This window comes from Methyloversatilis sp. XJ19-49 (genome assembly GCF_024580145.1).
GTDB lineage: Bacteria > Pseudomonadota > Gammaproteobacteria > Burkholderiales > Rhodocyclaceae > Methyloversatilis.
In genome coordinates, this window is sequence record NZ_JANINI010000003.1 from 1 (window position 1) to 26,458 (window position 26,458).

The following is a 26,458-nucleotide window of genomic DNA, read 5'->3' on the forward strand; positions in this document are numbered from 1 at the left end:
GGGCGCGCGCCGCAGGCCGTCCGGCAGCCGGGCGTCGCGCGCACTGGCCAGCCGGCGCAGCAGCGCGCTGTCGGTCACGCCGGTCGACGTCAGCGCCTGCGCCTCATCGCTGATAAGGTGGCCGAGTGATGCCAGGCGATGGCGCGACAGCACCAGTTGCGGCACGCTGCCGGTCAGCAGTTGCGCATCGGCCAGCGCATCGTCGGTCAGTCCTTCGACCGGCAGGATCAGAGTGTCGCTGCCGACGTCGGCCAGCAGCACCGGGACGCCGCGTCGCAGGTCAAACAGGGCTCGTTCGGCTTGGCGCATGTCGTTTTTCCGATTTGATATTGATGTTGTCTGAAGACGTCCGTTGTCGTGTCGAGGCAGTCACCCCATGAAGGAATGCATTGCGGATGTCGCTGACCGAAGTCGCCGAAGATGAAGCTTGGGCCCTGGTCCTTCAGGCCCGTTGCGTCGATTGGTCCGCAATCGGGCTGACAAGTTTCCGTCATGAGCACGTCACGCTCGACGTGGCACCCGGCGGCGCGTGGACAAGTACCCCGCCGGCCGGCCCCGCTGCGGCGGCGCTGTTCGACATCTTTATGCCGCTGGTGGCGCGTTGCGCGCCGCTCGCCATCGCGCAGATCGGCCAGAGCCTGGACGGGCGCATCGCCACCGAAAGCGGTCATTCGCACTATATAAATGGCGACGAGGCGCGTCGTCACCTGCACAGGGTGCGTGCCGTGGTCGATGCGGTCGTGGTGGGCGTCGGCACGGCGGATGCCGATCAGCCGCAACTGACCGTGCGCCATGTGGCCGGGCCGCATCCGGTGCGCGTGGTGCTCGATCCGCGGGGGCGCGCGCAGCGCAGCGGACCGCTTTTCGACCAGGCGGATGCGCCGACGCTGCATGTGGTCGCAGCCGGTCAGTGCGCCGACGTGTCCGCCTCCGGGCACGTCGAACGCGTCGAGCTCATCACGGATGCAGAAGGATTCGCGCCGCAGTCAGTGCTCGCGCTGCTCGCGTCGCGCGGCCTGAAGCGGGTGTTGATCGAAGGGGGCGGGGTGACCGTGTCGCGCTTCCTGCAGGCCGGCGCACTCGACCGGCTGCACGTCATGGTCGCGCCCCTGCTGATCGGCTCCGGCCGACCGGGTCTGACCTTGCCGCCGATCGGCACGCTCGACGCGGCGCTGCGGCCGCGCTGTCGCAGCTATGCCTGCGGCAGCGACACGCTGTTCGATCTTGAACTGGACGCGACGCGGGCGCGCTGACGCAGCAGAACGAGCGCGCCGGGCAGGCTGGACAGCAGCACCACCAGACCGTACGTCACGGAAATCGCCACGCCCTGCGCCGGGTCCAGCCCCGCAGCCGCCCAGATCAGCGCGGCTGCGCCTTCGCGCACGCCCCAGCCGGCGACCGACAGCGGGATCGCCATCGCGAACAGCACCCAGGGCACCAGCGGCCACAGTTCGGCAGTCGGCAGCGTCACGCCGATCATGCGCGCACAGCATATGTATACGGTGATGTAGCTCAGCACGACGCCCGCCGACGCCACGAGCTGCACCGGCCACACGTCGCGCGCCAGCAGGCCGCGCCCGAGCACGGCAGCGATGCGCCCGGACAGCGGGCCACGGCGGCGGCGCAGAAGAACCGCAGCCGCAGCCACAGCGACGGCCACGGCAAGCAGCACGCCGAAGGTCCAGCCGCCGGTGCGACCATCGATCGCGCGCGCCAGCGCGGACTGCAGCGGCAGCGATGCGGCCAGTGCCGCCAGCGCGCACAGCAGCAGCACGAACTGGCCGGATGCGCGCTCGATCACCACCGCCTGCCAGGCTGCATGACCGGCATCCAGATCCCGCGCATGTCGCCAGGCACGCGCGGCATCACCAGCCACGCCACCCGGCAACACCTGGTTCAGAAAGGTGGCCAGGTAGTACTCGGCGTACGCCTGCCGCCAGTCCAGTGGCGCGCCCAGGCGCGTGGCAGTGTAGCGCCAGCGCCAGGCCGAAAGCGCCACCTGCGGCACGCTCAGAAGGATGGCGGCGATCAGCCAGCCGGGCGATGCGCCGCCGATGGCCGCGCCGATCGCTGCGCTGTCCAGCGTGACGGCGAGCCCGATCAGCAGTGCGGCACCGATCGCATAGCGCCAGAGGACGCGCCCCCGGGTCATGGGCGGACGCCTGGCTCGGCGTACAGATCGAAATGGCCGACTTCGATCCGGGTCGAATCGCGCGCCAGCGCCAGTTGTCGGCGGGCGTGCCAGGCTTCGATGCGCGCGGCGGCATGCGGGCATTGTTCAGCGGCTGCGGCGCGCCAGCCGTCGAGCAGGGCGGCCGCGAGCGCGCGCTGCCCGGGGTCGTCGGTATGCAGCAACCAGGGACTGTCGGCCAGCGTGACGCGATACCCCTGCGCCTCGAGCAGCGTGGCCAGCCGAGGCGCGGCGCGCGCGCCGAGTGCCGGGCCTGACGTCCTGCCCGCACCATCGCCGGCGCCCTTGTGTCTTTGCTGGTGTGCGTTGAATGCCGTGCGCACGAAGGCGTCATCGGGATCGACGACCTCGCCATCGTCGATCGCCCAGTGACCATCGACACTGAGCGTGATCAGTACCGCGCAGCCCGCATCGGCGCAGGCGTCGGCGAAGCGGATCAGCCAGCCCTCGTCGACCAGATCGATCAGCGCCGAAGCGCTGACCAGATCGCTGCCGGCGAAGTCGTCTTCGGCCAGCATGTGCAGCGCACGCAGCAGGGTGTCGACCCCGACCGGTCGGCCGTCGCCGTCGCACAGCGCGCCGCAACTGCCTTGCGCCAGCTCGAGCAGCGCCGGGTCGTGATCGACCAGTTGCCAGTGCTGCGGCCCGGGCAGCCGGGGCGCGAGGTAGTGCGGATTGGCGCCGCTGCCGCTGCCCAGATCGATCAGTCGCAGCGGCCGGCCGACCCGGCTGCACAGCCAGTCGTGCGCCAGCCGGTTCAGCGGGTCGGCGCGGGCGGCCGTGTCGGCCGGGCGGCGCAGGGCGAGCCAGCCAGCGTCGAAGACCGTGTCCGGGTGCGGTGCGTCGAGGCGCCGGGGCGGGGCGCTCATGCTGCGTGGTCCTCCACCGCAAGCAGGTTCCGCAGTGCGGCGGCGAAGACGTCGCCGGCGGCGGTCCAGTCAGGCAGGTCGGCGCGCCGGGCGCGCGCGCCTGCGCGCAGCGCGTGGCGGGCCGACGCGTCGCCGATCAGGTGGCGCAGCGCAGCCGCCAGAGCCGGCGCGTCACCCGGCGGTACGGCGACGCCGCTACCCGGCGGCAACGTGTCGGACAGCGCGCCGCCGGTCGTCGTGAGCACCGGCAGACCATGCGCGAGCGCTTCGGTGATTACCATGCCATAGCCTTCGTAGTGCGACGGCAGCACGAACAGGTCGGCCGCCCGCCAGGCAGCAGCTAGTGCGGCGTCGCTGCATTCGCCGTGCAGGCGGATGCGCGCGTCGAGGCCGGTGGCGGAAATCTGCGCGGCGACCTGCGCTGCGTGGCTCGGCGTACGCCGGGTCGAGCCGATGCAATCGCAGGTCCAGTCGAGGTCGGCGACCGATGCCAGCGCGGCCACCAGTACATCGTGGCCCTTGCGTGGCGTGATCGTGGCGACGCACAGCAGGCGCGGCGGTTGCTGGTCGGCAGCGGCCAGTGGCGCGGCATCGACGCCCGGCTCGACGACGGCGAGCGGCCTGCCGCCGACGCCGTAGTGGGCCAGCCGGCGCGCGGTGAATGGGCTGCTGGTGACGATGCCGGTCATGTGCGAAAGCGCCGCGCATTCGCTGTGCAGCAGGGCGCTGCGCCGGTCAGCGTCAAGACCGGTCTCGTCGGCAAGAGGATGATGGATCAGCGCGATCAGGCGCAGCCGCCCGGCGTGCGCTGCCGCGACGTCGGGCAGGCCGCCCAGTGCCAGACCGTCGATCACCACGGCGCTGCCGTCGGGCAGTGCGGCCAGCGTGCGCTGCAATCCACGGCGCGCCGTGTCGTCGGCGTCCGGGAAGCGGCCGGGCAGGCCGGTCACCTCGACTGTCCAGCCGCGTGCACGCAGCGCGCCCACGATGCGTGCGTCGTAGCGGTAGCCGCCGGTGTGCTGCGCCGGGTCGCCCGCGACGATGAAATGCAGCGTCACAGATCCGCTTCGTAGCCGGCCCAGGCAATATGCGATTCGTGCAGCGTCACCTTCAGCCGGTCCAGCCCGCGACCGCTGTCGCCCAGCCGGCCGTCGCGCGTGGCGGCGGCGATGCGGTCGAACACCACGCGCGCCATGAATTCGGTGGTGGTGTTCTTGCCGCTGAACGCCGGTTCTTCGTCCAGATTGCGGAAGTTCAGGTCGGCCAGCACCTCGTGCAGCACGGTGCTGGCGAGACCGATGTCGATCACCAGTCCGTCGGCGTCGAGTTCGGCGCGCTGGAAACACACGTCGATCAGGTAGGTGGCGCCGTGCATGCGCTGCGCCGGGCCGAAGATTTCGCCCTGGAAGCTGTGCGCAATCATGATGTGGTCGCGGACGGTGAGGCTGTACATGGGAGGTCCTTGGTAAAGGAAACAGGAATGAGTACTCAGGCGGCCGGGTAGCGGATGCGGTGGCACAGCACACCCGCGCCATCCGCGGCCAGCGCGGGCATCAGGTCGGGCAGATCGGCGAAATCGCTTTCGCCGCTGATCAGGATATCCAGACTGTGGTCGACGAGCAGCGACAGCGCGAGTTCCATGCGCCGCCGATAAGACCAGCGCGGCAGCCGCGCGGGTGGCAGGTGACCGACCTGGCTGGAACGCAGCGTGAGGCGCTTTGCGTGGAAGGCTTCGCCCAGTGGCAACGCGACCGCCTGCTGACCGAACCAGCTCATTTCGATCACGGTGGCTTCGAAGCCGGCGATCGCCAGCGCGCTGCGCAGACCGGCGGCGCTGCCGCTGGCGTGAATGACCAGATCGCACTCCCGGCTGCACTCGGCCGTGTCCGGTGCGCGCAAGGCGAGGCCGAGCGCCGCGGCCGGCGCGGCGCGACCCGGGTCGATATCTATCAGTTCGACCAGCGTGCCCGGGATGCGCGCACACAGCCAGGCCACCAGCGTGCCGACAACGCCGGCGCCGATCACCGCGATGCGATCGCCGACTGACGGCGCGGCGTCCCACACCGCGTTGATGGCGGTTTCCATATTGGCGGCGAGTACCGCGCGCGCAGCCGGCAGGCCGTCGGGCAGCGGTACGACCGCGTCGGCGTGCACCACATAACGCTGCTGATGCGGGTGCAGGCAGAACACGGTGCGGCCGCACAGCGCCGCAGCCTGTTCGCCCCTGCCGTCCTCGACAATGCCGACGCTGATGTAGCCGTACTTCACCGGCCCCGGGAAATCGCCCTGCTGGAACGGCGCGCGCATGCGCTGGTACTCGCTTGCCGGCACTTCGCCGCGGAATACGAGGCTTTCGGTGCCGCGGCTGATGCCGCTGTACAGCGCGCGCACGCGTACTTCACCGGCGCGCAGCACTGGCAGCACTTCGGTGCGCAATTCGCCGGTGCCGGGTGCGACGGTCCAGAATGCAGACGTGTGGTCGATGGACATGTCAGTTGGCACGGTTTTTCATCGTGAGCGAACGATTAGGTGCTTCAGGGTATCGAAACGCGAGTGGAAGTATGCAGGCCGATGGACGTGCCGCCACACCGGAAGGTTGCACGACGAACGACATGCAGTCCTCCGGACAGCGTTAAGGGAGATCGGCTTGGCAGCAGGACTGGGTAATGCGCGACCGTTGGACGCGGTGCCGTCGATGTGGGTGGATCTGCTGACGGGGGGGGCGTTGCTCGCCCTCCTTGCAGCCGTCCTCACGCATGCGCTTGATCTACCGCTGCGGGTCGGTGGTGCTGCACTTGGTGTGTACGTGGTGATGGCGGCACTGCTGCTGCGCCACGGGCCGGACAGACGCCGGCCGCTGGGCGCAGCGAACCGGGTGACGCTGTTCCGCGCGCTGCTGGTGGCCTTGCTGGCCGGCACGCTGGCGAGCCCTGCTGCGCTGGCGGCGCAGGCGACGCCATTCGCCATGCTGACGCTCGCGGCGCTGCTGCTCGACGGGGTCGATGGCTGGGTCGCCCGCCGTTTCGATTCGGCCAGCGAGTTCGGCGCGCGCTTCGACATGGAACTCGACGCTTTTCTGATCGCAGTGCTGTCCCTGGCACCGGTACTGCTCGGCAAGGTCGGGCCCTGGGTGCTGGCGATCGGCGCGATGCGCTACGCCTTCGTCGCCGCGATGCCGGTCTGGCGCTGGCTCGATCGCCCGCTGCCGGACAGCCTGCGCCGCAAGACGGTGTGCGTGGTGCAGGTGGCCTGTCTGCTGGTGTGCCTGCTGCCGGCCGTCGATGGGAGCACCACCGCCGCGCTGCTCGGCAGCGCGGCGGTGGTGCTCGCAGTCTCTTTTTTCATCGACATCCGCTGGCTGTATCGCCGGCGGACACACGCATGACATCGTCGGATTTCCGACTCCAACCGGGAGGGCTTTCCATGAAAACGACGCATCCGCTGCTGCATCACCTGTATCGCCCGCTGCTTGTCGCGCTGGCATGCGGCACATTCGGCACCACGGCACAGGCCGAACCGCGCACCTATGAAATCGATCCCGATCACTTTTCGATCGGGTTCGGCGTGGCCCACATCGGCTACGCCGACATTCTCGGCCTGTTCCTGAAGGGCAAGGGCAGCTTCGTCTATGACGAACAGACCCGCAAGCTGAGTTCGGGCCGCGTCGTGGTGTCGGCCGACAGTGTGTTCAGCAACCACAAGGCGCGCGACAACCACATTCGCGAGAACGATTTTCTGGATGCGAAGCAGCACCCGGACATCGTGTTCGAAGCCACAGGTTATGAGACGACCAGCCCGACCGCCGGCAAGCTGGCCGGGAAGCTCACGCTGCTCGGCCAGACCCGGCCGGTCACGCTGGACGTGACGCTGAACAAGGCGGCCAGTTATCCGTTCGGCCACAAGAAACACACGCTGGGCATTTCGGCGCGCACGACGATACGGCGCAGCGACTGGGGCATGACCTACGGCGTGGAAAAGGGGCTGGTGGGCGATGAAGTGGCGCTGACGTTCGAACTGGAGGCGATCAGGCAGTAGCCGGCTCGTCGCCGGCGGAGCGGACCTGAATCAGGCCGGCTCGCACGCGTACTGACGCGACATGTCCTGCTTCATCTGGTCGTACAGCGGTTGCATGAAGGCCGGCAGGTGCGCCATCAACTCGGTGCGATAGATGACGGAAGGCACACGTTTGCCGCGGTGCTCGATCGCCTGGCCGATCAGGTGGATGCGGAAACCGAGCGCCGACAGGTGTCGCGCCAGCCGTGCTTCGGTGAGCGTGAACAGGTGTTCGATGCCGTGCAGTTCCGCCGCCACGAGCAGACCCAGATAAAGGCCAACCGGTATGTACGGGAAACGCGGCTGATCGCGCGTGCCCATGTCCTCTTCTGAAATCGCCATCGGGCTGCCACTGTCGCCCTTGCGCTTGCGGTAGTCGGACAACACCGCAAGGCGCGAGATTTCGACCATGGCGCGTCGATCCACCTGTGCCGGATCGATGATCGACCGGTCTATGGCATCGGTGCAGAGTTTTTCGAACGGCAGCAATTTTTCCGGCGCATCCGGGTCGCACTGGACCAGCCGGACACAGCCCACGATGCGGCCGTGTGCCTGCGCACGCAGCGCGATGTGCAGTGATCGCGCATCGTAGCCGTCCGATTCTTCCTGGTCGGGATTGGTGTTTTCGTAGCCGAGTTCTTCGCAATACACCGCGTGGCGGACGCGAAACACCTCATGCTTGAGTTCGTCGCTGACGGCCGCTTCCACCGAGAAATACTTGGCGAAATTATCTTTTAGGTTTCCGACTTCGAGCAGAAACATGATGATCTGACCACGAAAGACGACGCTGGATGCGTTCCGCGACGTGACGGCAGGATGCGGCTACTCCACCTTTTTCAGATATTCCTTCGTGAATATCTTGTCCGGGAGTTCGCGCAACTGCAATGCACTGTATTCAAGCACAGATTGGTCACCTGCCCTGAGGGCATCCTGCATAGTCAGGCGAGTCGGACGCAATTTTCCGCCCAAGGTCTTGTATTCGTCGTACACGCAGGTCTTCAGAAGCTTTCCGGAGAGCGAATAAAACTCGGCCTTGTGTGGTGCGCCATTGCTCGCGCGGACCCAATAAAGCACACGTGCATAGGTCACCGAGCGATCCACGGCCGTGAGTTCAAGTGCATGGTGATCGACGCCGTCGATCTTCTCGACACCGATCATTCTGGGCGTGTAGTCACCCGAAAAATTGGCACGCGCCAAGTCACCGTTGGCCACCTGACCTGTCAGCCGCTGGGCGAGGGACAGGCGAACAGGCTGCGACACGGTCGGAAGGAATGCCCACAGGTCACGTTCCTTCATCAGCAGTATCTGCCCGCGCTCAGAAGCCGGTTCGATGGTCTGGATGATCGTGTTGCTGCTGCCCTTGGACAGGATCCTGAACTTGCGGAATTCTTCGCCGCTCGCGCTGTTTGACGTAATGCTGACTTCGACCTGGAAGGCCTCGCGCGGGAAGCGGATCGAGTCCGCCTTTTCAACTATACTCGCGGCATCCTGAGCAAAGGCAGGCTGGGCAACAAGAAATGCCGAACCGAGTGCGACCGAAGCGAGTATGCCTCGCGCAAGCGATCCCAGGCGATTCGGGATTGCTGCAGAAAGCAGGAAGCGTGTCGGCCGTGCAGCCGGACGGATGCAGGAAAGCAAAGCCATTCGTGATGTCTCCAGTGGCGGGCGTTCCGCCCTCAACTCTAGCCGGGCGTATTGATGAATAACGTCGTCCAGATCCGGAACGTGAGCCGCAGTTATATGCTGGGCGGCCAGCTGGTAACCGCGTTGAAGAATATCACGCTCGATATTGAGGACGGCGTGTTCATCGCCATCGCCGGCCCGTCCGGCAGCGGCAAGTCGACCCTGCTCAATCTGATCGGCTGCATCGATACGCCGACCAGCGGGCAGATACTGATCAACGGTCAGGACGTGTCCGGTCAGACGCCCGATCAGTTGGCGGGTCTGCGCGCGCGCACCATCGGTTTCATATTCCAGACCTTCAATCTGCTGCCGGTTCTCACTGCCTATGAGAACGTCGAGTATCCGCTGCTTCAGTTGCCGGAAGTCGGCAAGGAAGAACGTGACCGCCGTGTCCGCTATTTCCTGGACGTGGTCGGACTGGGCAAAAAGATGAATAATCGGCCGAATGAATTGTCGGGCGGCCAGCGCCAGCGCGTGGCGATCGCCCGTGCGCTGGCCGTGCAGCCCACCATCGTGCTGGCAGACGAACCCACCGCGAACCTTGATCGCAAGACGGGTGACGCCATTCTTGAATTGATGCGTGAGATCAACCGTACCTTGAAGACAACCTTCATTTTTTCCACACACGACAAGCGCGTCATGTCGATGGCCGACCGTCTGGTCCGCATCGAGGATGGCGAATTGACCGCTCTGGGCGTACAGAAATCGCCGGGTGAGTGGTCGTATGTCAAGCCGCCCAAGCCGGCTGCCGACAAGGCGGCGTGATGATGTCTCGAGTCATGCCCCCAATGAAGCGGAACGTGGTCCTTCCATTGCTGGCGGTCGCGCTGCTTGCTGCATTTCCGCCGGTGCACGCCGCAGACCCCCTGGATGACCTGTTCCTCGACGCGCCGGCTTCAGACACGCCGGCGAAGTCGGAAGCAGGCAATGCATTGCCTGATCTGGGCGAAGCGTCAGCGCCCGCGACCTCCGGCTGGAAGGGTTTCACGCAGTTTGAGCTGGCCCGTACGGTTGCCGGCGAAAGCCACTGGTCGAAGGCACGCTGGCGCAATGAACTGGGGCGTAGCGGCAGCTTCGGACAGGGCATCAAGTGGAAGGCTTTCGGGCGCGTCGATTACGACTTTGCCTACGGTTGGGAAGATGACTTCTACCGGGCGAATGTACGCGACGACAAGCGCAGCGAGTTCCAGTGGCGCGAAGTGTTCGTCGACGTGCCGCTCGGCAACATGGAACTTCGACTGGGACGCCAGCACATCGTGTGGGGCGAGATGGTCGGCCTTTTCTTTGCTGACGTCGTATCGGCCAAGGACACCCGCGAATTCTTCAACCCCGAATTCGACCAGCTGCGCATTCCGCAATGGGCCGCGCGCGCCGAGTATTTCATGGGCAACGTGCACGCCGAAGTCGTGTGGATACCCTATGTCAGCGTCGACAACATCGGGCGTTTCGGCGGCGACTACTACCCTGTCCAGCCCGAAATTTCCGGGCTGACAGCCGTATACAACGATCAGGTGCGTCCGGATCGCAAGTTGAGCAATTCGAACTACGGTTTGCGCGTGAGCACGCTGGTCAAGGGCTGGGACCTGTCGGCCTTCTATTACCGCAGCCTCGACGTCAATCCGACCTTCGCCCGCCAGATCGTCGGTCCGACCGCGGTGTATACGCCGGAACATGACTGGATACACCAGTACGGCTCGACGCTGAGCAAGGACTTCGGCCGCGTATTGCTGCGCGCCGAAGGGGTGCTGACACTGGACAGGCGCGTGCCGACGTCGTTGCCCGGCGCGGACGGGCTCGTCAAGCAGAACATGGTCGACTACGCGGTCGGCCTCGACTTCCCGCTCGAGAACGAAGCACGTTTCAACGTCCAGTACTTCGAGCGGTATCACAACGATCGCCCACCGGAACTGCTCGCGTCCAAGCGCGAGAACGGCATGTCGCTGCTTTATCACCACAAGTTCGGCGAACGCGTGGAAGGCGAGGTGCTGTGGGTGCAATCATTGGTGCGCAACGACTACATGTTCCGGCCGAAGGTCATCTGGCGCGTGCAGTCGAATCTGCGTGCCATGTTCGGCGCGGATCTTTTCGGCGGCAACTCGAACGGCTTCTTCGGTCGGTACGGCGAATCCGATCGCTACTACGGCGAAATGCGCTACTCATTCTGAGCCAGGAGCGGGGTCGTCAATGCGAGTACTGATTACGGGTGGTGCTGGTTTCATTGGCTCGCATACCGCCGATGCGCTTCTAGCATGCGGTCACAGCGTGCGTGCGCTCGACATCCTCGATCCGCAGATACATGGAGAGGGGCGACAACGACCGGTCTACCTTGCGCCTGAAGTCGAGTTGATGGTCGGAGACGTGTGCGATGCAGCCGATGTCGCACGCGCACTGGAAGGCGTGGATGCCGTTTTCCACTTCGCTTCGCTGACCGGCGTCGGGCAAAGCATGTATGACATGGCCCACTATGTGCGCGTGAATTGCCTCGGCACGACGACCCTGGTCGAGGGCATCGTCAAGGGCGGACACAAGCTCAAGCGCTTCCTGCTGTCGTCATCGCGGGCCATCTACGGCGAGGGCGCCTACCGGTGCGCCGAACATGGCGTGCAGTTTCCGGGCGCCCGCGCCAGGGAGCGTCTGCAGGCGGGCAGGTTCGCCATGCCCTGTCCGGTGTGCGGGGCTGACCTCGAAGTGATACCGACGCCCGAAAACAAGCTGGCAGAGCCGTTTTCGGTCTACGCGATCACCAAGAAGCAGCAGGAAGATTATGTGCGGTATGCCGCGTCGACCTTCGGTCTCCCGGCCACCATCCTGCGTTACTTCAATGTGTTCGGCTCACGCCAGTCCTTGCGTAATCCTTACACCGGCGTGGCGTCGATCTTTTACTCGCGCATCTGCGCCGGCCAGCCGATCTCGGTCTACGAAGGTGGCCTGCCGGTGCGCGACTTCGTGCATGTATCGGATGTGGTGGCCGCCAACCTGCTGTCGCTCACGCAGGACGTAGCGCCCGGCGCCGTCTTCAATGTGGGTGCGGGGGTGTCCAGCACCATCGCAGACATCGCGAATGCGCTCGCCCGCGCCGCCGGAAAGCCGGTGTCGATGGAGGACAAGGGCGAGTTCCGCGTGGGCGATATCTTCGGCTGCGTTGCAGATCTGAGTACCTCGCGCGCGCAGCTCGGCTACGAGCCGGCCTGCACACTCGACGCCGGCATGGCCGAATTCGAGGCCTGGGCGCGCACGCAGGCGTCCGAAGACCGTTACCAACAGACAGTTTCCGAGCTGACCCGCTTCGGTCTGTTCGGTCGCGCCGGAGGCGCATGATGACTGCGCGCCGCCGCGTGCTGTTCGTGGCGGAAGCGGTGTCGTTGGCGCACGTCGCCCGCCCGGTCGTTCTCGCTCAGGCGCTCGCGCCCGAATGCGATGTCAGTATTGCGGCGGCCGGGGCTTTCGACCTGTGCCTGCGCGGCACGGGTCTGTCGCGCATCGGCCTTGACAGCATTCCGCCCGCGCTTTTCCTTGAGCGTCTCGCCGAAGGTGCGCCGTTGTACACCCAGGCCGAACTGGCGCGATACGTCGAACAGGACGTCGAATTGCTCCAGCGGGAGAAGCCGGATGTCGTGGTGGGAGATTTTCGCCTGTCGCTCAGCGTGTCGGCGCGGTTGGCGGGCATTCCTTACATGGCGCTGTGCAATGCGCACTGGAGCCCGTGGTCTGTGCATCGGCGCTTTCCCCTGCCCGACATCACGCTCACCCGCCTGCTCGGCCCGGCCTTCGCCACACTCATATTCCGGATGGCGCAGCCGATTGCGTTCCGCCTGCATGCCCGACCGCTCAATGCACTGCGGCGCAAACACGGCTTGTCGACCTTTCCCGATGTCCGTTACGCCTATACCGACGGCGACTTAACGCTGTATGCCGACACGCCCTCTCTGGTGCCGGTCAGCGCAGACTGCCCATCGAATCATCACTTCATCGGCCCCATCGTCTGGTCACCGGATACGCCTTTGCCCGAGTGGTGGTCGCAGATTCCCGATGGACCGCTGGCTTATGTGACCCTGGGGTCGACCGGACGTGTTGACCTCCTGCCGGCCCTGTTCGAAGTGCTGGAGCACCAGGGCGTTCGCTGCATGACCGCCACGGCCGGGCGCTCGAACATCGCCGCCAGCAGTGCATCATGCTTCGTGGCGGACTATCTGCCCGGTGCCGCGGCGGCCGCGCGCGCGGATTTCGTCATCTGCAACGGTGGCAGTGCAACCGTCTATCAGGCGCTGTCGGAAGGTCGGCCGGTGATCGGGCTGTGCTCGAACATGGATCAGTTCCTCACCATGTCGCGGGTGCAGGATGCGGGAGCGGGCATCTGCCTTCGCGCGGGGACCGTAGAGAGGAATGAGTTGAAGGCCGCGGTTGAGCGCATGGTCGGCGAGCCGGGCTTCAAGGCTGCGGCCACGCATGTTCGTGCCGATTTCTCAGGTTTCGATGCAGGCATGCGATTGCACGACCTGATCAGGGCACACGGCAAGGTCTGAATCACTTACCTTGAAGAAGGCGGGGTTCGATCCGGCATTCGACTTCAGGACAAAAAAAACGGGAGCTCACGCTCCCGTTTTTTTCAATCGGATTTAACCGATCAGGCCTTGCGGCGACGTGCCAGGCTGAGTGCGCCCAGAGCGAGGCCAGCCAGAGCCAGCGTGCCGGGTTCCGGAACTTGCACCGGGCCGTTCGGATCGGTCTGGAACAGGATGTCCGGGCCAGCAGCCACGAAACCCGTACCCGGAACGAATGCCGTACCGCCATTCACTGCGCCGATGTTCGGAACGATGGTGCCGCCGATGAAGGTTGCCGACGGATCGACCGACGTGAAGGGCAGGTTCTGATTGATGTTCGAAATCAGGAACTCGATCAGTTCGCCATTCCAGAACGACTCATCGAACGTTGTCGGAACAACCGACAGCAGATCGATGATCGGCGTGCTGCCGCTGCCGGTCACGCTCGGGTTTGCCGCGAAGGGCGAAACACCGTTGCCATCGTCGCCATCATCACCCAGCGGGAAGATGCCAGCACCGGTTGCGAAGTTCGAGAACACACCGACCTGCGATGCGGCCGGAGCGACGACGCCTTCAAACACCTTGAGGCCGTCCGAGAAACCCAGGCCGGAAGCGTAGTTGGAAGCGACTGCACCGCCTGCGTCCAGATCCTGCACGAAGATGCGGAAGTAGTTCGTCGTCTGGACGGCGGCGAAGTCGAAGAATGCCTGGTTGGTCGGGAAGGTCGATGCTGAGCCGACGATTTCCGTGTACGCCAGTTCAAACGTCACTTCGTACTTGCCTGCGGTGCTGCCGGCACCGGTCCAGAGACCCGAGGTGGCTGCGCCGGTTCCGTCCTGGAACAGGTTCAGACGACCTTGCGAGTAGACCGTGAAGGCGTTGCCGGCGAGCGGGGTGCCGAGGGTGGTCAGATTGGTGCCGAGCACACCATCGTTGATACCGTTGGCGAGGCGGGCAAAGGCTTCGTTGCCGCCTTGGGCCAGCACCGGCGACGGTGCCCAGTCAAACGACGTGATGCCGCTGACCGTGCCGTTCGGGGTGGTGACACTGATCGGCGCTGCCTGCGCCGAAACCGAGAATGCAGTAGCGATTGCCGCGGCGATCGCAATCTTCGAGAACTTGATCATTTTTTAACTCCGACTGGTTGGTTACTGAACCCACGGAACTACTAAAGCAATCACCGGGCCAGTTTTAAAGTCATGAAATAACTCATTGAAAAATTGGATTTATATTTTCAGTTTTCCGGGCTGGAAGTCTGTCCGTTGAATCACGGGTCCAGATTTGTAAAGAATTCCGACATAGGTGTTGTGTCGGCTCAACCGGGATGCAGGACGGTCAGTTCGAGTCGGGCTGAAGGCGCTGCAGAGATTTGCGCAGGGAGCGTCCGGGCGCGTTGCGTGACCGGCCCACCCGGCAGAGCCAGGCTGCGCGATCGAGATCGGCTTTGCCGAGCATGGATTCAAGCGTCTCGCTCAGTGTCCGAGCGCTGGTCAGTGCGCTGTCGGACGTCGTGAAGCGCAGCCCGCTGCGCGTGTAGTGGCTGAAAATGAGGGGTGTCATTTCCGGCTGGTGCTGCAGGCCGAGCTGTTCGCAGGTCAGCCAGAAGCGTTGAACCGCGGCGCCCGCGATCACCCGCTGCTCGATTGTTGCCATGGGCTCCGGCGCGATCAGGCAGGCGTGCGCCGAGCATGCGATGCCGGGAATCAGGTCGAGCTGGACGCGAGGCGCGAAGGTGCCGGCGAGCCACGCGTTAAAAAACTCGACACGCGGCCAGCTGTGCATGACCCACTTCATCATTTTCGCCGTCATCGGATCCACCCCGACCGCCGCTTCGGGGATGCGGTCCTCGCTGAACCGCGCGCCCCACTCGATCACCCGCTTGTGGACTTCGTACGCTTCGCGGATGGTCAGGCGGATTTTCGCATTGGCGAAATTCAGGCGCGCGATCGACCAGCGTTCCGATCTTGATTCGAACCAGCGCACCTTGAGCGGATGTGCGGCGCTTTCTAGGGCGGTGCGCTCGGCACTCGTCAGTGGCGCACCGGGCATGGGGCGCCGCTGCACGCTTCGCTTATCTAGATATGCAAGGAGTGGATCTTCCTTCGATGTCGGGTCGGGTTGCAATCGAACGTCGTACAGAAGATGGGTGTCCGGCGTTCCGGCCCGACGAGTCCACGCGGCGCTCAGGCCGTGCCGGGTGGCGGCGATGCGCAGTGTTTCAAGCAGTGCGCCGTGCGCAAGCTGGCTGGCGTGCCCTTCGAGGTCATACACGCAGTCGTGTCGCGTGTCGAAGCCATGGATCAGGACATGGTCGTCGGCGAGGATTTCGAAGCGCCAGGGCTGGGTGTTGTCGCCGCTGGGCGCCCATCGGGCGAGGTCGAGGATCTGTTCGATGACGCGCATGGAGGTGCCTCGCGTGGGGTGGGGGGTCAGACCGAAGGTTTGCGCGCGAGCTGACGACGACCGATGGCCATGATCAGCCGCTGCAGCGGGTGGTTGTTGCCGCCCGGCCGCCAGGTACGCACCAGCTTGTTGCGGAAGGCGTCGTACTGCAGGCCCCAGGGCGCAGCGCGCACCTCGCCGCGACCGAGCAGCAGTTTGATCCCTTCGGCCGCGGCAAAACCCGCGCACAGATTGCACGCGATCATGGTCGAAGGGCCTCGTCGCGCGGCCAGATCGATGCGCGAGGGCTCGACCAGATACGGGCGGTGCAGGCCTGCGGGTGCCAGACCGACGAGAAAGCGCAGCGCCTGTTCTGTTTCGTCGCACCCTTCGAGCCGGAAGTACTCCTCGAAACTCATCCGGTCGGGCAGAAAGACGAGCAGCGCCGAACCCATGCCAAGCGGCGCCGCAGTGACAGCCGGAATGCGCAGCCGATGACATGCCGCGAACGTCGCGCGCCGTGCCGAAAAGGCGAAAAAATCGAGTCCATCTATATATATATCCGCACCGCGCAGGAAGTCGTCGGGAGATTCGGCCGAAACGCCTTGTGGAAAAAGTTTCAACTGGACTTCCGGGTTGATGTCTCGCGCCTGAGCGGCCAGCACGTCAAGCTTGCGCTGGCCCAATGTGCTCATCGTGGCGCCCACCTGCCGGTTGAAGTTGGCGACGTCGAAGGTGTCGAAGTCCGCGATGTGGAAGCGGCCGACGCCAAGTCGCGCCAAGGTCAGCAAGTGAATGCCGCCGACACCACCAAGTCCGGCGATGGCAACTGTGCTGTGGCGCAGTTTCTGCTGCTCAACCTCGGTGAACCACCCAAGATTCCGGCTGAATGCTTCGTTATAGTCAAACGCGGAGTGATTCATCGTCGTCCTGCCATTCGGCAATCGCTCCAGCGGAACTTCGCGCTGAAGGTTCACGGCTGCTGGAAAGTAAAAAACTGTTATGCTGGCAATACCTTAGCATCTTACCCCTCGAATCCGCATGAAGTTTTGGCTGCTTGATCTGCGACTGGCCATGCGCAGCGTGCTGCGGCAGGGGCGGCGCACGATGATTGCGATCGGAGCGGTCAGCTTCGGGGTTGTCGCCATGATCCTTTCGGCCGGATTCATCGAATGGTTGATGGACGGGATGCGCGAATCGACGATCAAGTCACAGCTCGGCCACATCCAGGTCGTCAGGCCGGGGTATGTGGAGCGCGGCACATCGGATCCGTTCGGCTTCATGATCGAAGGCGAGGATGCTGCGCGTTCCGCGGTGCAGTCCAGCAGCGGCGTGAAGGTGATCGCGCCTCGACTCAGTTTCAATGGCCTGGCGAGCAAGGGCGAAAACACCTTTGCATTCCTCGGGCAGGGGGTGTCGCCGCAGGCCGAGGCCGTGCTGTCGAGTTCGATCCGCATCAGTCGCGGTCGAAACCTCTCAGCAGACGGTGCGAACGAAATGATCATGGGGCGCGGCCTGGCGATCAATCTCGATGCCGAGGTCGGCGACACCATCGTGCTGCTGACCACGACAGCCGGCGGCAGCATCAATGCGGTCGAGGCGCCCATCGTTGGTCTGTTCACTTCGGTCAGCAAGGAATACGACGATTCTGCGCTGCGCATGCCGATCGCGCTGGCTCAGCAGCTGGTCAAGGTCTCAGGCGCACAGCAGTGGCTGGTGCTGCTTGAACGCACCGATGACACCGACAGCAAGATCAAGGAATTGCGCAAGGTTCTTCCCGCCGCCAAGCTCGAACTCGTGCCGTGGTATCAGCTCGCCGACTTCTACAACAAGACGCGCGACTTGTTCTCGAGTCAGATCAATGTGGTGAGGCTGATCATCCTGATGATCATCGTGCTGAGCATCTCGAATACGCTGTCGATGAGCGTCATGGAGCGGGTCAGCGAGATCGGCACCTGCATGGCGCTGGGCCTCACGCGCAGCCGCATCCTGCGCATTTTCGTGTCCGAGGGCCTGATGTTGGGTGTTGTGGGCGGTGGTTTGGGCGTCGTGCTGGGTTGTCTGCTGGCGGTCGGGATCTCGGCGGTGGGCATCCCCTTGCCGCCGCCGCCCGGCATGGAGGAGGGGTTTGACGGCAAGATCATGCTGACCTTCGATATCGTGGCGCAGGCCATGCTGGTTGCGGTGGTCAGCAGTTTCGTGTCCAGCCTGTATCCCGCTTGGCGAGCTTCGCGCATGAACATCGTCGACGCCTTGCGCCAGAGTCGCTGAGCCGCCATGTTCAAACTTGCCCTGCGCAACATCCTCCGTCAGAAATCGCGTACCGCGATGACGCTGGCGGCCATCGTGTTCGGCGTATCAGGTCTCATTCTGACCGGTGGTTTCGTGGCGGATGTGCTGACCCAACTGGGTGAGGCCACGATCCACAGTCAGCTCGGGCACGTGCAGGTGTTCAAGCAGGGCTTTTACGAGAAGGGCTCCCGTTCGCCGGAAAAGTACGTCATTGAAGACGCCGACGAGATCGCGCGCTTCGCGGCCAAGATGCCCGAAGCGGATACCGTGCTTCAGCGCATCCGCTTCGCCGGCCTTCTCAACAACGGCAAGGCGGACTGGGCCATCGTCGGCGAGGGCGTGGAGCCGGACAAGGAAAATCACCTCGGTACATTCGTCCGGATCACCGCGGGCCGGCAGCTGAAGGACGAAGATGCGTCGGGCGTGCTGATAGGCGACGGCGTGGCGAAGGCATTGGCTCTTGAACCCGGCGACACGGTCACGCTGATCATGAATACTGCTGACGGTGCCCTGAACACGACCGAACTGAACGTGGTGGGCGTTTTTCAAAGCTTTTCGAAAGATTTCGATACCCGTGCCGTAAGAATTCCCATTGCAGCAGCGCGGGAGTTGCTTGCGCGCGACGGTGCCAATTCGATCGTGTTGCTGCTGCACCGCACGGCCGACACTGCGCTGGTAAAGGATCTGCTGGTTCCGCGGCTGCAGTCGCTGGGATTCGACATCCGCGACTGGGTGGAACTGTCTGATTTCTACGCCAAGACGGTCGAGCTGTATCGCACGCAGTTCGGCGTGCTGCAGTGGATTGTGCTGATCATGGTGCTGCTCAGCGTGTTCAATACGGTGAACATGAGCGTTTTCGAGCGTGTGGGAGAATTCGGTACGCTGATGGCGCTGGGCAACACGCGTGGCTATGTGTTCAGGCTGGTCATGGTGGAGAACGCAATGTTGGGTCTGTTCGGCGCCGTGGTGGGGGTCGTGCTGGGTACTCTCGCAGCGCTGGCGATCAGCGAGGTCGGCATCCCGATGCCGCCGCCGCCGAACTCCAACGTCGCCTACACCGCTACAGTCAGGGTGCTGCCCCATACGGTTCTCCTCGCGTTCGGGGTCGGTTTGATCGCCACCTTGGTGGCCGCGCTTTTGCCGGCCCACAGGGTGTCGCGCACGCCAATCGTCGATGCGCTGCGCTACAACATCTGATGAGCCGTGACGCAATAGAGCGCGCTGTCTTGCGCATTGGCTATCATTCGCGGCTTGTCTCGCCGCTGTCCTTCTGGAGGATGCAATGCTTCGTTCGATCTTTCTGATGTCCGCCCTGCGCAAATGTGCGTTGCTCCTGGCGCCGCTTGCGCTGGTGGCCTGCACTTCGTCACCTTACCCGGCCGCCCCGACGCAGGCTTACAGTGATGGTTACAACTACATCCTGGGCCCGGGCGACTCCGTGAATATCGTCGTGTGGCGCAACCCCGAGATATCGTCGACGGTCACCATCCGGCCGGACGGCAAGATCACCGGCACGCTGTTCGAGGACCTGCCAGCCGCGGGTCGCGATCCCACAACACTGGCACGCGAAATCGAGCAGGTGCTGTCCAAGTACATTCGTGATCCCATCGTCAGCGTGATCGTGGCGGGCGGCATCGGCCCTTACAGCGAACAGATCCGGGTGATCGGCGAAGCGGCCAAGCCGCAGGCGCTGGCCTACAAGCAGAAGATGACCCTGCTTGACGTGATGATTGCGGTGGGCGGCATCACCGACTTCGCCGACGGCAACGCAGCGACCATCCTGCGCACCTCCGAAGGTGACAAGCAATACAACGTGCGTCTGAAAGATCTCATACGGCGTGGTGATGTCAGCGCGAATGTGGATGTCAAGCCGGGCGACATCCTGATCATTCCGCAGAGCTGGTTCTGAGCTCCATGAGCCACGACAAGAGGGAGGTCTTTGCACGTGGATGATCTTCTACGCCAGTTGTCCGGTTACATAAGGCAGGCGTGGGGCTACCGTTGGGTAGGTCTGCTGACGGCTTGGTTGATCGGAACGGTAGGCATGGGTGTCGTGCTGATCCTGCCGGATCAGTATCAAGCCTCGGCGAAGATTTATGTCGATACGCAATCGATACTGCGGCCGCTGATGTCCGGTTTGGCCATCCAGCCGAATGTCGATCAGCAGATCAACATGCTCAGCCGAACGCTGATCAGTCGCCCCAGCATCGAGAAATTGATCCGGATGGCCGATCTTGATCTCGAGGCGAAGACAAAAGCCGAAAAGGAAGCGCTGGTCGATGAACTGATCAAGAAGGTCGTTCTGTCAGGATCGGGGCGCGACAACCTCTACTTCGTGTCTTTCCGCGACGAGAAGCCTGCCCGCGCGCAAAAGGTCGTTCAGGCAATAGTGACGCTGTTCGTCGAATCGGGGCTCGGCGGCAAAAGACAGGATTCAGACCAGGCTCGCAAGTTCATCGAAGAGCAGATCAAGGCATATGAAGCCAAACTCTTCGAAGCCGAGAACCGCCTCAAGGAGTTCAAGCTGAAAAACCTTGAGCGTCCCGGTGGCGGGCAAAAGGATTTTTACGGGAGTCTCGGAGATGCCCAGCAGCAGCTGAATCAGGCACAGCTGGAACTGCGTGAAGCATCGAATTCCCGAGATGCGCTGTCCAGACAATTGCTCGGCGAAGAGCCGACGATTGCGTCAGAGTCCACTTTCCCGGGCATGACCTCGTCGAGCGGCGGGCCCTCAACAGCGGAGATAGACAGCCGCATCGCCACGCTGAATAACGACATTGAGGCGCTTTTGCAGCGGTATACCGATCGTCACCCGGATATCGTTCAGATGCGTTCGCGCATACGGACACTCGAAGCCGAGCGGAAGAAGATCGTTGAGCAGTATGCCGAGGAGGTGAAGGAGGCCGCGTCGAGCAAAGAACCGGCTGTCGCAAAGAAGATGGTGGCTGGTGCGCAACAGATACCCAATCCCGTTTATTTGCAGATCAAGGTTGCATTGGCATCGGCCGAAGCCTCGGTTGCTTCGCTGGGTGCCCGCGTAGCGGAGTACCAAAGCCGCCTCGAAAAACTGCGTCAATCGTCCCGGCTGGTGCCTGAACTCGAGGCTGAATTCACTCAACTGAATCGGGATTACGAGGTTCACCAGACCAACTACAACAATCTCGTATCACGGCGCGAGTCTGCATCGATGTCCGAAGAGATGGACGCGACCGGCGTGGCCGAGTTCCGGCTTATAGAACCCCCGCGGGTTTCCCCTGAGCCTGTGGCACCCAACCGCCTCATTCTGCTGACAGTCGTAATCGTCGCGGCGCTCGTCGTGGGCATTGCCTCTTCAGTTGTCGTTTCCCAGATACGCCCCGTGTTTCACGACGGACAAACACTCGCTGACGTTGCCGGTTTGCCGGTCCTTGGCTCGATTTCGATGTTGCTGGCCGATGAACGCAAACGATATGAGCGGCGACGTCGCATCGTGTTCCTCGGTGGCGTTGGCGGCCTGGTTGCGGCCTACGTTGCCATGCTTGCGTTCGTCTCGCTTGTGATGCGCAGTGCGTGAGGAAAAATCATGAGCATCATTGAACAAGCTGTTGCACGAATGGGGCTGCTGAAGCGAGCAGGCGTAGAGATCGGTTCCATTGAGGAAATCGATCTGCAAGAGGCGATCAACAAGCCGGAGGAACATGAGCCCCCGGAGCGGTCAGGCGCAGGCAGCACGGCTGCACGTGCCCCAGGCGGTAAAACGCCGGGCGAACTGCGGCCTGTCGACACGATGCCGGACGCCACGTCGCGTCGGGTGGAACTTGATCTGAATCGGCTGGATTCGATGGGTCTGGTGGTGCCCTCTTCGCCGCGCTCCCAGGTTGCAGAAGAGTTCCGGGTCATCAAGCGGCCAATTCTTGCAAACGCCCACGGCAAAGGCGCTGCGCCGGTAGATAACGGCAATCTCATCATGGTGACAAGTTCTGTCCCTGGTGAAGGCAAGAGCTTCAATTCCATCAATCTGGCGATGAGCATTGCGATGGAACTCGACAACCGGGTACTGCTCGTGGATGCGGATGTGGCCCGTCCATCCGTGCTCAACCTGCTTGGATTGCCTCCTGCAAAAGGCTTGATGGATGTTCTCCTCGATGACGAAGTCAGCCTGCCAGATGTGCTTCTGCGCACAAATGTCGAAAAGCTGACGATATTGCCGGCGGGCATGCCGCACAAGAACGCAACGGAATTGCTCGCGAGCGGAGCGATGCATGCGCTTCTCGTCGAACTCGCGCATCGTTATTCGGACCGCATCATCATTTTTGATTCTCCGCCGCTGATGGTGACAACCGAAGCACCTGTTCTTGCTCAATCGATGGGTCAGATCGTGGTTATTGTCGAGGCGGGGCGGACCACGCACGCAACGCTCAAGCAGGCGCTGTCACGAGTTCGCAACTGCCCGGTCAAGATGGTGGTTCTCAATAAGGCGCGCTATGCGCGTACGGATGGCTACTATGGTTATTACGGATACGGCTATGGCTACGAGGCTGACCGGAACCGAGTGCCGGGCGAGAAGGTTGTTGATTAGTCGGCAGAGCTTCCGCGGGGGGCGTTTTTTTGCTGCCGCGCTCCTCGTCGCCATGAGCAGCCTGGATGCGCCGGTTGCTCTGGCAGAGAACTGGAGGGTGACGCCCACGTTGTCGACCCGGATGGTTGCATCCGACAACATCAACTTCTCTGCGACAGATCCGAAGTCTGACACCGTGTTCGAGGTGAACCCGGGGATCAGCGTTCGACGGGTGAGCCCCCGGATCAACCTGGCGGCTGCCTATACGCCGCGCTACTTCCATTATGTGGACGAAACTTTCTCGTCCAGGGTGTCGCACGCCTACAACGTGAATGGTCGCTTCGAAGTCATCGATGATCTTTTCTTCATTGATGTGCGTGCCATTTCAAGTCAGAGAAACCGGTCGGTCTTCAACGCAGTGCCCACCGACAACGTACTCGCGGCGAACCAGCTCAACAACACCCGTACCTTTTCGATTACGCCTTCTTTCCGCGGCAAGGTGAGGCTGGGCGATATCGCCACCTGGTCCTCCAGTTTCTCGTCGGCTCGAACGGAATCGACCCGTAATCTGGGCAGCGTCAGCACCGAGACGTTCACCGGAGCGCTTGAAAGTGCGCCGGCCAAGATTGGTTGGCGGGCAGACGTCAGTTCGACGTCGACAGATTCGGATCGTGGCAACACCAAGCGCGACCGCATCACGGGCTCCCTCATCTTCCGCCCGGATAGCTCGCTGCAACTGTCCGTGCGCTATGGTCTCGAGAAAGGCAATGCTTTCAACGCCAGGGGCAATCCTTCCGCTCAGGGATATCAGGATACCTATGGCATGGGTCTGGTCTGGACGCCGACCCCTCGTACCTCCATCAAGGCGGATATCAACAAGCGACCCTTTGCCACGACGAGGTCACTGAACGCCACGCATAGGATGGCGCTGATGGCTTTCAGTGCAACGCATACGCGCACGCTGACAAATCGCGCGCAGCAACTTCTCGAACCGACAGGGGTGTCCGATCTTTTTGACAACCTTTCACAGACTGAGCCCTTCGCCAGTGTCACGGACCCCGTTCAGCGCGAGCAATTGATGAACGAGTTCCTCGTAAGTCGAGGACTCGATCGTTTTGTCGTCGGACTCAGTCCCATCCTTACGGATCTCGAATTCCTCCAGACCCGATCGCAGCTTTCCGTTACGCGCACAGGTCCGCGCAGCCTCGTGTCGTTGAGTGTCTTTCTGAACGAGAGCGACAGGGGAATTGGCTCGGGCGGCATCACGGGGGGAGATGACTTCGATCTCGCCAGCGTGATACGGCAGCATGGCTGGAACGCGACCCTGTCGCATCGCGTTGGATCAACGTCATCGCTGGTCCTCAACTACACATCCACCCAGTCGAACGGTCGATCGAACTCCCTGTCCGGGTTGAGCAGCAACAGGGATGTCCTGAATCTGACGTTGTCGACCCCGATCGGCGCCCGCACGAATGGTTCGATAGGTTTGCGCATGACACGTGCCACAGTCATCAGCGGAGATGTGGACGAAAATGCAGTCATTGCAACCTTGACTACACGTTTCAACTGATTGCACGGGGCGTGCCAGGTGAAGTGCTTCAGTCGGACAGGTCGCTCCACCACATTTCGCCTGCTTAATGTACGAATCCTTCTACGGCCTCTCCGGCAAGCCCTTCCAGCTCAATCCTGACCCATCCTTCTTCTTCGGCAGCAAGGGGCATCGCCGCGCGCTCGCCTACCTTGAGTACGGACTGCATCAGAGCGAGGGTTTCATCGTCATCACGGGTGAAATCGGCGCCGGCAAGACCACGCTGGTGCGCAGCCTGCTGCAGAAACTCGATGTCAAGAAGGTCGTGGCGGCGCAGTTGGTCAGCACCCATCTTGATGCCGAAGACACCTTGCGTCTGGTTGCGGCCGCTTTCGGCCTGCCTAACAAGCAACTGAAGAAGGCCGACCTGCTGTTGTCGATCGAAATGTTCCTGCTTTCGCTGACCGCAGCGGGCAAGCGCGCGTTGCTGATCGTCGACGAGGCACAGAATCTGACGCCGCGCGCCATTGAAGAATTGCGCATGCTGTCAAACTTCCAGCTTGGCGAGCATGCGTTGCTGCAGAGCTTTCTGGTCGGTCAGCCTGAATTCCGGGAAACCATGCAGAGCCCGGACATGCAGCAGCTGCGGCAACGGGTGATCGCGTCCTATCACCTCGGACCGATGGACCCGGCCGAAACCGAGGCCTACATCGAACACCGGCTCAAGCATGTCGGCTGGCGCGGGTCACCGGCCTTCCTGGCCGGCACGCACGAGGCCATCTTCAAGGCCACCGACGGGGTGCCACGCCGCATCAATACGCTGTGCGACCGGCTCATGCTGGCAGGATTCCTGACCGGCGCCACCTCGTTCTCGCCGGATGAAGTGGCGGTGGTCGTCAGCGAGATCCGCGATGAAGCCGGAGATGCGGCCGCAGCGGCTGCCGTGGCCAAGCATGGCGATTCGGGTGTTCCTCTGGCATCGTCGGGCCGGGCGTCCTTCGGTGGCTCCCACATGATCGGCACGCCCGAGCTGTTCGATATGGATCTTTCGCAATTCAAGCTCGATGCGCCTTCGGCGCAGCGATTGCGGGATTTTGTCAATGCGCAGCAGGCCGGTTACCTCGAAGATCGACTGGTGCGTATCGAGCGTTCGCTCGAACAGACCATTTCGATGCTGCGCGAGCTTGCCGACCGTTCGCTCGATAGCGGGAAGGGCGCAGAATGACTGTCGCGCACGCCGTATCCATTGCACCGGTTCTGTGCATCGTCGGTGCCCGCCCCAACTACATGAAGATGGCGCCCATCCTGCGCGCCTTCGACGAACATTCGCCCGCCATTCCATGGGTGCTGGTGCATACCGGCCAGCATTACGACCATGCGATGAACGAGCGCCTGTTCAGCGGCCTGCGCCTGCCGACACCGCAGCACAACCTCGAAGTGGGTTCCGGCACGCACGCCGTGCAGACAGCCGAGATCATGAAGCGCTTCGAACCGCTGGTCGACGACATCAAGCCGTCGTGCGTGCTGGTCGTCGGCGACGTGAATTCCACGCTGGCGTGCGCACTGGTCGCGGTGAAGAAGCACATCGCCGTGGTGCATGTCGAAGCCGGCCTGCGCAGCGGCGACCGCGCGATGCCGGAAGAGATCAACCGCATCCTGGTCGACCGCATTTCAGACCGGCTGTACACGACCGAACGCAGCGCACTGGCGAACCTGGTGGGCGAAGGTGTCGATGCATCCTGGGTGCATTTTGCCGGCAACGTCATGATCGACTCGCTGCTGTCGAGTCGTGCGCTGGCGGTGCCCCCGGCGTCGACGCTGACCGAACATGGCATCGATCCCGCGCTGATTGCCGGTGGCCGTTACGGCGTCGTCACGCTGCATCGCCCGAGCAACGTTGACGATCCGGAACAGCTCAAACGCCTCGCCGGCATGCTGTCCGAGGCCGCCGAGCGTCTGCCGCTGGTGTTCGCCATCCATCCGCGCACCCGCAGCAATCTCGAAAAGTTCGGTCTGGGCGCCTTGCTGGACAACCCGCGCATCGCACTGCTGCCGCCGTTGGGTTATCTGGAAATGCTCGGCCTGATGGATGGGGCGACGGTCATGATCACCGACTCCGGCGGTCTGCAGGAAGAAACGACAGCGCTTTCGGTGCCGTGCATCACCCTGCGCGAAAACACCGAGCGGCCGATCACGGCGGAGCAGGGCACCAATACCGTCGTGGGTTCGGACGCAGCCTTGTTCGTGCGCTGCCTCGATGACACGCTCGCCACCGGCGGCAAACGCGGACGCGTTCCCGAATACTGGGACGGCGCCGCCGCTCCGCGCATCGCCGCCGATCTGCACGCGTGGCTGCAGGCGCGCACCGCATCGTGAGCCGGA

25 protein-coding genes and 1 pseudogene are annotated in these 26,458 nt (G+C 63.2%); 15 read left to right on the forward strand and 11 right to left on the reverse strand.

What is annotated here, in order from left to right; all coding sequences use genetic code 11:
• Positions 1 to 309 (reverse strand): annotated as a pseudogene (locus tag NMQ16_RS04485) (GTP cyclohydrolase); the annotation flags it as partial.
• 86 nt (positions 310 to 395) lie between these two features.
• Between NMQ16_RS04485 and NMQ16_RS04490 the strand changes: the two are divergent.
• Complete coding sequence (locus NMQ16_RS04490) at positions 396 to 1,253, forward strand: RibD family protein (protein WP_257079308.1); 858 nt, start codon at positions 396 to 398, stop codon at positions 1,251 to 1,253.
• Here the strand turns inward: NMQ16_RS04490 and NMQ16_RS04495 are convergent.
• From NMQ16_RS04495 to NMQ16_RS04515, 5 genes are read right to left on the reverse strand one after another with little or no spacing between them, the layout of a single operon-like run.
• Complete coding sequence (locus NMQ16_RS04495; protein WP_257079309.1) at positions 1,193 to 2,152, reverse strand: lysylphosphatidylglycerol synthase transmembrane domain-containing protein; 960 nt, start codon at positions 2,150 to 2,152, stop codon at positions 1,193 to 1,195. The two genes, NMQ16_RS04490 and NMQ16_RS04495, sit on opposite strands and share 61 nt — an antisense overlap.
• Positions 2,149 to 3,060, reverse strand: coding sequence for a hypothetical protein (locus tag NMQ16_RS04500; RefSeq protein WP_257079310.1), 912 nt, complete (start codon positions 3,058 to 3,060; stop codon positions 2,149 to 2,151). The genes NMQ16_RS04495 and NMQ16_RS04500 overlap by 4 nt, the downstream gene beginning before the upstream one ends.
• A complete protein-coding gene (locus NMQ16_RS04505) occupies positions 3,057 to 4,118 on the reverse strand; it encodes a glycosyltransferase family 4 protein (RefSeq protein ID WP_257079311.1) in 1,062 nt (353 codons plus the stop codon). The genes NMQ16_RS04500 and NMQ16_RS04505 overlap by 4 nt, the downstream gene beginning before the upstream one ends.
• Positions 4,115 to 4,513, reverse strand: a complete 399-nt coding sequence (locus tag NMQ16_RS04510) for a 6-carboxytetrahydropterin synthase (RefSeq protein WP_257079312.1) — start codon at positions 4,511 to 4,513, stop codon at positions 4,115 to 4,117. Before NMQ16_RS04510 ends, NMQ16_RS04505 begins: the two co-directional genes overlap by 4 nt.
• A gap of 35 nt (positions 4,514 to 4,548) precedes the next feature.
• Positions 4,549 to 5,550, reverse strand: coding sequence for a zinc-binding alcohol dehydrogenase (locus tag NMQ16_RS04515; RefSeq protein WP_257079313.1), 1,002 nt, complete (start codon positions 5,548 to 5,550; stop codon positions 4,549 to 4,551).
• 157 nt (positions 5,551 to 5,707) lie between these two features.
• Here NMQ16_RS04515 and NMQ16_RS04520 point away from each other — a divergent pair, with 157 nt between their 5' ends.
• A complete protein-coding gene (locus NMQ16_RS04520) occupies positions 5,708 to 6,445 on the forward strand; it encodes a CDP-alcohol phosphatidyltransferase family protein (RefSeq protein WP_257079314.1) in 738 nt (245 codons plus the stop codon).
• 38 nt (positions 6,446 to 6,483) lie between these two features.
• A complete protein-coding gene (locus NMQ16_RS04525) occupies positions 6,484 to 7,095 on the forward strand; it encodes a YceI family protein (RefSeq protein ID WP_257079315.1) in 612 nt (203 codons plus the stop codon).
• A gap of 30 nt (positions 7,096 to 7,125) precedes the next feature.
• Here NMQ16_RS04525 and NMQ16_RS04530 read toward each other — a convergent pair whose 3' ends face one another.
• Both NMQ16_RS04530 and NMQ16_RS04535 read right to left on the reverse strand, forming a co-directional pair.
• Positions 7,126 to 7,875, reverse strand: coding sequence for a PEP-CTERM/exosortase system-associated acyltransferase (locus NMQ16_RS04530; protein WP_257079316.1), 750 nt, complete (start codon positions 7,873 to 7,875; stop codon positions 7,126 to 7,128).
• Positions 7,876 to 7,935: 60 nt separating this feature from the next.
• The gene (locus NMQ16_RS04535) at positions 7,936 to 8,757 is read right to left on the reverse strand and encodes an outer membrane lipoprotein-sorting protein (protein WP_257079317.1); all 822 of its coding nucleotides are present in this window, start codon (positions 8,755 to 8,757) and stop codon (positions 7,936 to 7,938) included.
• Positions 8,758 to 8,811: 54 nt separating this feature from the next.
• On the opposite strand from NMQ16_RS04535, the gene NMQ16_RS04540 reads away from it, so the two are divergent.
• The 4 genes from NMQ16_RS04540 to NMQ16_RS04555 are packed head-to-tail and all read left to right on the forward strand — an operon-like array spanning position 8,812 to position 13,319.
• The gene (locus tag NMQ16_RS04540) at positions 8,812 to 9,561 is read left to right on the forward strand and encodes an ABC transporter ATP-binding protein (protein ID WP_257079318.1); all 750 of its coding nucleotides are present in this window, start codon (positions 8,812 to 8,814) and stop codon (positions 9,559 to 9,561) included.
• 14 nt (positions 9,562 to 9,575) lie between these two features.
• Positions 9,576 to 10,961 (forward strand): DUF1302 family protein, encoded by a 1,386-nt coding sequence (locus tag NMQ16_RS04545; protein ID WP_257079319.1) that lies wholly within the window; start codon positions 9,576 to 9,578, stop codon positions 10,959 to 10,961.
• 19 nt (positions 10,962 to 10,980) lie between these two features.
• Positions 10,981 to 12,114, forward strand: coding sequence for an NAD(P)-dependent oxidoreductase (locus tag NMQ16_RS04550; RefSeq protein ID WP_257079320.1), 1,134 nt, complete (start codon positions 10,981 to 10,983; stop codon positions 12,112 to 12,114).
• Positions 12,114 to 13,319: a nucleotide disphospho-sugar-binding domain-containing protein gene (locus tag NMQ16_RS04555; RefSeq protein WP_257079321.1), complete on the forward strand. Its 1,206-nt coding sequence runs from the start codon at positions 12,114 to 12,116 to the stop codon at positions 13,317 to 13,319. Before NMQ16_RS04550 ends, NMQ16_RS04555 begins: the two co-directional genes overlap by 1 nt.
• A gap of 101 nt (positions 13,320 to 13,420) precedes the next feature.
• On the opposite strand, the gene NMQ16_RS04560 is transcribed toward NMQ16_RS04555, so the two are convergent.
• From NMQ16_RS04560 to NMQ16_RS04570, 3 genes are all read right to left on the reverse strand, one after another.
• Entirely contained in the window at positions 13,421 to 14,464 is a 1,044-nt protein-coding gene (locus NMQ16_RS04560) for a PEP-CTERM sorting domain-containing protein (protein WP_257079322.1), read from the reverse strand.
• 208 nt (positions 14,465 to 14,672) lie between these two features.
• Entirely contained in the window at positions 14,673 to 15,740 is a 1,068-nt protein-coding gene (locus NMQ16_RS04565) for a nitroreductase family protein (RefSeq protein ID WP_257079323.1), read from the reverse strand.
• Positions 15,741 to 15,766: 26 nt separating this feature from the next.
• Complete coding sequence (locus NMQ16_RS04570) at positions 15,767 to 16,642, reverse strand: ThiF family adenylyltransferase (protein ID WP_257079324.1); 876 nt, start codon at positions 16,640 to 16,642, stop codon at positions 15,767 to 15,769.
• A gap of 118 nt (positions 16,643 to 16,760) precedes the next feature.
• On the opposite strand from NMQ16_RS04570, the gene NMQ16_RS04575 reads away from it, so the two are divergent.
• The 8 genes from NMQ16_RS04575 (at position 16,761) to wecB (ending at position 26,452) form a co-directional block, all read left to right on the forward strand.
• Positions 16,761 to 17,990 (forward strand): FtsX-like permease family protein, encoded by a 1,230-nt coding sequence (locus tag NMQ16_RS04575; protein ID WP_257079325.1) that lies wholly within the window; start codon positions 16,761 to 16,763, stop codon positions 17,988 to 17,990.
• A gap of 6 nt (positions 17,991 to 17,996) precedes the next feature.
• Positions 17,997 to 19,208, forward strand: a complete 1,212-nt coding sequence (locus tag NMQ16_RS04580) for an ABC transporter permease (protein ID WP_257079326.1) — start codon at positions 17,997 to 17,999, stop codon at positions 19,206 to 19,208.
• A gap of 85 nt (positions 19,209 to 19,293) precedes the next feature.
• A complete protein-coding gene (locus tag NMQ16_RS04585; RefSeq protein ID WP_069038239.1) occupies positions 19,294 to 19,920 on the forward strand; it encodes an XrtA/PEP-CTERM system exopolysaccharide export protein in 627 nt (208 codons plus the stop codon).
• Positions 19,921 to 19,956: 36 nt separating this feature from the next.
• Positions 19,957 to 21,564 carry an XrtA system polysaccharide chain length determinant gene (locus tag NMQ16_RS04590; RefSeq protein ID WP_257079327.1) on the forward strand — a complete coding sequence of 536 codons (1,608 nt, stop codon included), beginning with the start codon at positions 19,957 to 19,959 and terminating at the stop codon, positions 21,562 to 21,564.
• Positions 21,565 to 21,573: 9 nt separating this feature from the next.
• The gene (locus NMQ16_RS04595; RefSeq protein WP_257079328.1) at positions 21,574 to 22,569 is read left to right on the forward strand and encodes an XrtA-associated tyrosine autokinase; all 996 of its coding nucleotides are present in this window, start codon (positions 21,574 to 21,576) and stop codon (positions 22,567 to 22,569) included.
• Positions 22,517 to 24,118 (forward strand): TIGR03016 family PEP-CTERM system-associated outer membrane protein, encoded by a 1,602-nt coding sequence (locus NMQ16_RS04600; RefSeq protein ID WP_257079329.1) that lies wholly within the window; start codon positions 22,517 to 22,519, stop codon positions 24,116 to 24,118. The genes NMQ16_RS04595 and NMQ16_RS04600 overlap by 53 nt, the downstream gene beginning before the upstream one ends.
• 67 nt (positions 24,119 to 24,185) lie before the next feature.
• Positions 24,186 to 25,301 (forward strand): XrtA/PEP-CTERM system-associated ATPase, encoded by a 1,116-nt coding sequence (locus NMQ16_RS04605; protein ID WP_257079330.1) that lies wholly within the window; start codon positions 24,186 to 24,188, stop codon positions 25,299 to 25,301.
• Positions 25,298 to 26,452, forward strand: a complete 1,155-nt coding sequence (gene wecB / locus NMQ16_RS04610) for a non-hydrolyzing UDP-N-acetylglucosamine 2-epimerase (protein WP_257079331.1) — start codon at positions 25,298 to 25,300, stop codon at positions 26,450 to 26,452. Before NMQ16_RS04605 ends, wecB begins: the two co-directional genes overlap by 4 nt.
• Positions 26,453 to 26,458 lie beyond the last annotated feature (6 nt).